General features: G+C 35.2%; 6 protein-coding genes. 5 read left to right on the top strand and 1 reads right to left on the bottom strand.

Annotation, left to right across the window (positions count from 1 at the left end; all coding sequences use genetic code 11):
- From SB775_RS16495 to SB775_RS16485, 3 genes are all read left to right on the top strand, one after another.
- Positions 1 to 135, top strand: a 135-nt coding sequence (locus SB775_RS16495) for an IS3 family transposase (protein ID WP_410862280.1), incomplete at its 5' end; no start/stop codon positions are given.
- 179 nt (positions 136 to 314) lie between these two features.
- Positions 315 to 1442 (top strand): PepSY-associated TM helix domain-containing protein, encoded by a 1128-nt coding sequence (locus tag SB775_RS16490; RefSeq protein WP_410862275.1) that lies wholly within the window; start codon positions 315 to 317, stop codon positions 1440 to 1442.
- Positions 1443 to 2128: 686 nt separating this feature from the next.
- The gene (locus tag SB775_RS16485) at positions 2129 to 2899 is read left to right on the top strand and encodes a GH25 family lysozyme (protein ID WP_410862273.1); all 771 of its coding nucleotides are present in this window, start codon (positions 2129 to 2131) and stop codon (positions 2897 to 2899) included.
- A gap of 220 nt (positions 2900 to 3119) precedes the next feature.
- Here the strand turns inward: SB775_RS16485 and SB775_RS16480 are convergent, their stop codons facing one another.
- Positions 3120 to 3299, bottom strand: a complete 180-nt coding sequence (locus SB775_RS16480; RefSeq protein WP_061462608.1) for an H-type small acid-soluble spore protein — start codon at positions 3297 to 3299, stop codon at positions 3120 to 3122.
- 792 nt (positions 3300 to 4091) lie between these two features.
- Between SB775_RS16480 and SB775_RS16475 the strand changes: the two genes are divergently transcribed.
- Together SB775_RS16475 and SB775_RS16470 are read left to right on the top strand one after the other, a co-directional pair.
- On the top strand, positions 4092 to 5087 hold the full coding sequence (locus SB775_RS16475) for an asparaginase (protein WP_089364888.1): 996 nt from the start codon (positions 4092 to 4094) through the stop codon (positions 5085 to 5087).
- A gap of 151 nt (positions 5088 to 5238) precedes the next feature.
- Entirely contained in the window at positions 5239 to 6672 is a 1434-nt protein-coding gene (locus tag SB775_RS16470; RefSeq protein WP_410862271.1) for an alanine/glycine:cation symporter family protein, read from the top strand.
- Positions 6673 to 6965 lie beyond the last annotated feature (293 nt).

Below are 6965 nucleotides of genomic sequence, written 5' to 3'. Positions count from 1 at the left end.
TTGGTATGTCCAAAAACAGCAGAGGAAGCTTATGTAGCTATTCAGGAGTATATAGACTTCTACAATACGGATCGCTTCCAGGAAAAATTTAACGGCCTTTCCCCGATTGAATATCGAGAAAAGGCCGCAGCTTGAAATACTCTTTTTTTATTGTCTACTTGACAGGGTTATGTGCATCCCTTTTCTTATGCTTAAGTGCCTCAAAAGATTATCCAATAGGGGTTGTTTAAAGTTTTAATTGACAATGATTATCATTATCTTTATATTATTGATTATCATTCAAAATTAATTACTATTGGAAAGCAGGCATTTTTATGAAAACACGTAGAATCATTGCAAAAGCTCATTTATGGCTTAGTATGCTAGTTGGGGTATTTATAGTACTGATTGGCTTAACAGGAAGTTTGCTTGTTTTTGAACCTGAACTAAACAGTATACTGCATCCTAATTTATACAAAGTTACAGAAGGGAAAAAAGTTACGTATCAGCAAGCCGTGCAGGTTATATCAGAATCACATCCAAAAGGACAAATTGAGCGTATATACACTCCAAGTGAACCTAATGCTCGTGGCGTTTATCTATTCCGCCTAAAGGAAGGAGAGGAGCAACAAAGCATATATGTCAATCCAGGAACAGGATACATAAATGGAACATTAGGGGATAAAGCATTATTTAATCAGATAAAGGAATTTCACGAACAGCTATTGTTAAAAGACTTCAATGGTGAGAAAATCATCGGTACGATTGGATTTATTTTCTTTTTTATAACTTTATCAGGACTATATTTATGGTGGCCGGGGATTAAAAAATTGGCACGTGGGTTTATAATGAGACGCAATGCCAACCCATATGTAAGGCAGTTTGATTTACATAAAGTCATTGGTGGATTTTCCATTCCGTTTTTATTGGTCGTTTCGCTAACAGGGGCCCTTTTTGTGTATGATGAAATGATTTTTAGTTGGTTTGGTGCAAAAGCAAAGGTAATGCCTCCAGAAGAGCAGCTTATCTCAAAAACCATTCCAACTGGAAAGCTTCCACTTGATGAGTTGTTAAATAGGGCTGAAAAAGCCATACCACAGGGAAAACTTATGCAAGTTAGAATGCCCGAAAAGGTGGAAAGGGGAACTCCAGAAGGCGCAGTGGAATTTCGTCTTAGTCGTTCATATGATCCAGGAAAAGGAAATGTGAAAGTGTGGTTAGATCAGTATAGTGGAAAAGTTGTGGGCAAGTTAGACCCACATGTTAATAGTGGACTTATCTATCAAACATGGCACCTTCCGTTACATACGGGTAGTTTTGGTGGCTTAATTACAAAAATTTTGTATACCATTGGTGGCCTTACTCCATCCATTCTGATGTTTACTGGTGTCTATATGTGGAGTTATAAGAAAAAGAACAAGAAAAAAAGGAAACAGAAAAACGATTTAATAGCAGCAGCATAAACACTTGATTTGAAATCCATTGCATTCTACATCGGTTAAAGCAAGTGCTGTATATTGAATTGAAGATGAAAAATCTCAGAGTATTGGATTCAAATTGATTAGTCAGGAAGTCAAAAACAATTAGATAATAATAAACAAATTTAATATTTACCTTTTCGAAAAGAGCTAGGAAAGTAATAAGGAATGACAAGAGCTGAATTATCTGCTCTTGATCAACTATAGATTGCCTTACTTCAATTACAGGGTTGCTACGGCAGCCTTTTTTTATGGAACTATTTTCATTATAACTCTACAAAGGAAATCGGCAGAATAATCCATTTCGTATGATTTGAAATATGCGATTTCAAATTTAAAAAAAAGATTAGTAATATCGGCCGGCCCTCCCCTTCTAATATTGATAAAATCAGAATAGTCATACAATTAACGTTGGAAACTAAAGCACTTTACTTTCAATCTGATTTTTAACGACTTTAAATGCTTTCACTGAAAAAAATTTTAGATGAAACACCAAATGAATGGTATTTATGACGGCAATAATATCCCCACAATTATAGTTTGGACAATAGGACTGTATGTTTCCACCATGAGGTATTTATATAAACGAATCAAATCAAAATATTTGAAAAAGGATTATAATCATGCAACATAGAGTTGGTTTCCTTTTGAAAAAAGAGGAGGATATTAATATGGAAAATGTAAAGGGAATCGATGTTTCACATTGGCAAGGTGCTATTAATTGGGATGAAGTTGCTAAGGCTGGCATGAAGTTTGTATTCATTAAAGCAACCGAGGGAACGAATTATCCTAAGCTCTCCTATTTTAAAGAAAATGCTCCTCAAGCTTTGGCAGCAGGATTGAAAGTCGGGGCCTATCACTATACTAAGTTTGCTACTGTTGCTGGGGCAAAGGCAGAGGCTGCTTATTTTTTAGATTCTATCAGCTCTTTTACTTTAAATTACCCTGTTGTTCTTGATCTTGAAGAAAATAAAAAAGGTGCAAATAAAAAAAAGTTAACCGATGCAGCAATAGCTTTTTTAGACTCTATCGAAGAAGCAGGATACACCGCTATGCTTTATACTGGTAAATACTTTCTCGAAAATACTTTAGATGAATCAAGATTGACGAAGTACGCTTTGTGGATTGCCCGATACAACAGCTCATTGGGACGAAGCACAGATATTTGGCAGCATTCCGATTCTGGTAAGATAAGTGGTATCAGCACAAAGGTGGATTTGAATATAGCTTATAGGGATTTTACAAATACAGTGAATTCTTTTAGGACGCCCAACTCCCGTGCATTGAAAACTGAATCAACCACAACATATACTGTAACAAAAGGCGACACACTAAGCTTGATTGCAAAAAACAACAAAACAACCGTAAAATCTCTTGTTAGTCTTAACAGCATTAAAAACCCGGACAAAATTTATATCGGTCAAAAGCTAAGGTTGAAATAAGAAAAGGCTCTTCTCTATAAGAGAGGAGCGCAGAGTGTAGACAAACCCCTTTTCCAAAAGAATTGTTGGAGAAAAAGGGGGTTTTTTATCTTTTAGCATATTTAGTTGTAAATTTGAAAGAAGGACACAATATATTGTTACTAAACTTTTTATAAAAAACAGCTGTCGACTTTGTCGACAGCCTGGGCTCTTCTCAGAGCTTATTTTTAATTGAAATTCATTATATTTCTTTAAGTTCATCAATGCCCACTTCTGATTTTTCCTCTAATGGTCCTCTGAGATGTACTGTAGCAGTTCTGCCGTCTTCATTTAAATTATCAATCCATACTGAAGTGCCGTTATATCTCACCTCAATGTCAGATGATGAAGAAAGAATCTGTTTTACACGTTTAACATCCACATAAATCCCTCCCTGCTTATTAGTCTACTTATTATTTGGGGAAAGACTGAATTTTATTCGTTTTTTAAAGGTACTAAAAAATAAGCTCTAATTTCATGGGATTAATATATAACAAAAAGCCGCAATAATGTTGCACCTTTCCCTGTTATATGAGGGCAAGAGCTCAATTAATCTTATTGATAAGATGGAAATCCTAAAACTTAAAAGTATTAGGTTGTCTGCTGAAATGGATAGGATTGTAAAAAGTGTTGAGTTGATAAAATACGAAATTTTAAGGATACTGTATGTTTAAATCCGGACTGGCGGTATATTATCCGACATGGGATAAAATCAATTGTCCCCCAATTAAAGATTTTAAAATTGGAAGATTATTATTCTACATTATTTCGCGAAATGATTCACGTATATAAAAACATTTAGAATAGGATGTTAACATTTGGTCTTCACTCATTGATGTAGTTTTTGGGTAGGATGTTAACATTTGCTTTTCATTCGTCGGGAAAAAATATAATACTCTCTTTAAAAACATATAAACACGTTGAGGTATATGGTTTTTTATGCTAAACATCTAAGTTGAAATTACTGAAACAATTACCTTTTTGATATTCATTATTTGTTCTGTGGATTCAAAAAGTAGAGGAAGTGTACGAAAATTGAATATTTTTATCTTGAATTATTATATTTATGTAACTATAATTACATTAAATGTACGCGAATTGAATAAATGCACGCGAATTGAATACTTTCTTTTGAAAAACTTATTGTAAAAAATAGATAGGGGAGCCATTATCATTGAAAAAATTAATGTTGTTTACGACTGGCGGAACAGTAGCCTCAATTGAAGGAGAAAACGGACTTGCACCTGAACTGCATGCCGATGATCTATTAAGTTACATACCTGAATTAAATGTACGTTGCCATATTGATACGAAGGAGTTAATGAACATTGATAGCACCAACATGCAACCAGAGTTTTGGATAGATATGGCGAATGTTATTTACGAAAATTACGATCAGTATGATGGATTTATTATTACGCATGGCACCGATACAATGGGTTACACATCAGCTGCACTTTCTTATATGTTACAGGATGCATCAAAACCGATTGTTATTACAGGTTCGCAAATTCCTATTTCGTATAGTAAAACAGATGCAAAACGAAACATTTCAGATGCCATCCGTTTTGCTTGTGAAGAAATAGGTGGGGTATATATTGTATTTGACGGCAAAGTCATTCAAGGGACAAGAGGGATTAAACTTAGGACGAAAAGCTATGATGCCTTTGAAAGTATTAATTATCCGTATGTTGCATCGATACATGATGACATAATTGAATATAATAAATCCATTCATATCCAAAAAAATAAACACATTCAATTAGATACATCACTTTGTACAGATGTGGCGGTTGTTAAATTACATCCTGGGATAAAACCAGAATTTTTTGACTGCCTAAAAGGTTTGTATAAAGGAGTGGTTGTGGAGAGCTATGGAAGTGGTGGTATTCCTTTTCAAGTGCGCAACATTTTAGCGAAATTGATTGAATTAACCGAGCACGGTGTATCTGTTGTCATTACGACTCAATGTCTAGAAGAAGGAGAAGACATGGATATATATGAAGTTGGTCGGAAAATTGACCATAATCGTGTAGTGCGTTCTAAAAATATGAACACAGAAGCAATTGTGCCGAAATTGATGTGGGTGCTAGGAAAAACAACAGATCCCAAAAAGGTAAAAGAAATGATGGAAACAACGATTGCAGCAGATATTACGTTATCTTTTTGAGATACTGCCATTAAGTCATTAAATCCAATTTTTAGGAACTATAAACCCCTGTCTTTGGACAGACTTCATCAGTTGATGAAGTTGATCCTTTTTAAAAATGAAAAAAACAAGTATCTTCTAAGCTAACTAAATTTTAATAAGAGGTGTTTAAATGCAACAGTTATTACATCATGTGATTGGCGTAACAAATGATTTCCTTTGGTCAAAATTATTAATTATTATGCTTGTTTCTTGTGGGATTTATTTCACAATTAAATTGAAATTTGTACAGGTTAGAATGTTAAAGGAAATGGTCCGTGTTTTATTGGAAGGAAGAAAGGGTTCTGCAGACAGCGTTTCCCCCTTTCAAGCGTTCTGTATTGGTATGGCCGCCCGCGTTGGGACAGGTAATATTACAGGAATTGCGATTGCGATTGCATTAGGCGGTCCAGGAGCGATATTCTGGATGTGGATTATTGCAATTATTAGCTCTGCAACCAGCTTTATAGAAAGTACGTTAGCGCAAGTATATAAAGTAAAGGATAAAACTGGTTTCCGAGGCGGTCCATCCTATTATATGGAAAAAGGATTAAACAAACGTTGGATGGGAGTATTATTCTCCATTTTAATTACGCTTTCTTTCGGTCTTGTATTCAATTCTGTACAATCAAATACCGTTACAATTGCTTTTAAGAACTCATTTGGTGCAGATCGTTTAACTGTAGGGATTATCATGACACTTGCTTTCGCTGCGATTATCTTTGGCGGTGTGAAGCGTATTGGAAAAATTGCTGAATACAAGGTGATGATTCTAGGTGTGTTATACCTTGGAATGGCATTATTTGTCATAGTGATGAACATAACCAAAATGCCGGAAATTCTTTCTCTTATTATTCATAACGCGTTTGGCTTTGAACAACTGGCAGGCGGTTCAATCGGCGCTGCGTTCATGAATGGCGTTAAACGTGGTTTATTCTCGAATGAAGCTGGTATGGGAAGTGCGCCAAACGTTGCCGCAACGGCAAAAACAAGTCATCCGGTGAAACAAGGACTTATTCAGGCATTTGGCGTATTAACGGATACACTAATCATCTGTACAAGCACAGCATTTATTATTTTACTTTCGGATGCTTATAAACAACCAGGGCTAACTGGTATTGCACTTACACAAACTTCATTAACTGAACACATCGGTTCCTGGGCATCAGGTTGTCTTGCGATCTTTGTTTTCCTATTTGCATTCGGTTCGTTAATTGGTAACTATTATTATGGGGAAACAAATATTCGATTTTTACACAACGGTAAAGTATGGTTGATTCTATATCGAATAGGCGCGTTCGCCATGATTGTATTCGGAGCGGTAGCAAAAGTCGAGCTTGTATGGGATTTAGCAGATTTATTTATGGGCTTGATGGTTATCGTAAACTTAATTGCCGTTCTCTTATTATCAAAAGTAGCTTTTGCAGCATTAAATGATTATATGAAACAGAAAAAAGCTGGTCAAGATCCTGTTTTTTATAAAGACAGCATTAAAGGTCTTGAAAATGTTGAATGTTGGGAACACTCTCAAGATGCTTCCACTTTAAAAAAGAAAAACGCCATGTAATAAAAAAGATGTGCAGACATATGAACAAATCCACCGCATATGTTTCCCTCTGACTTATTGTTTTAAAAGTAGTGTAAGTGCTTCAACTGCATTGCTTGCTCATTATTCAACATTTCGATGAAATCGTATAAAGCCGTTTTCGTACTTCATCGAATAAAACAATCTACCACCAGGGCTTCACTTACTGAGCCCATTGTTGAGCTATGGTTATTACGGAGTTGGAATCATCGTTTGCGATTATGTGAGACCCGAATTATATATTATCTAAGTAAGTATACCTTACTTATCAAAGG

The organism is Peribacillus sp. SIMBA_075, assembly GCF_046534585.1.
This window is presented reverse-complemented; position numbering and strand designations above follow the sequence as displayed.

What these genes read in the sequence shown, in the direction of transcription:
- SB775_RS16470 (WP_410862271.1), top strand. Translation starts at nt 5,239, where the DNA reads ATGCAACAGTTATTACATCATGTGATTGGCGTAACAAATGATTTCCTT.
- SB775_RS16485 (WP_410862273.1), top strand. Translation starts at nt 2,129, where the DNA reads ATGGAAAATGTAAAGGGAATCGATGTTTCACATTGGCAAGGTGCTATT.
- SB775_RS16490 (WP_410862275.1), top strand. Translation starts at nt 315, where the DNA reads ATGAAAACACGTAGAATCATTGCAAAAGCTCATTTATGGCTTAGTATG.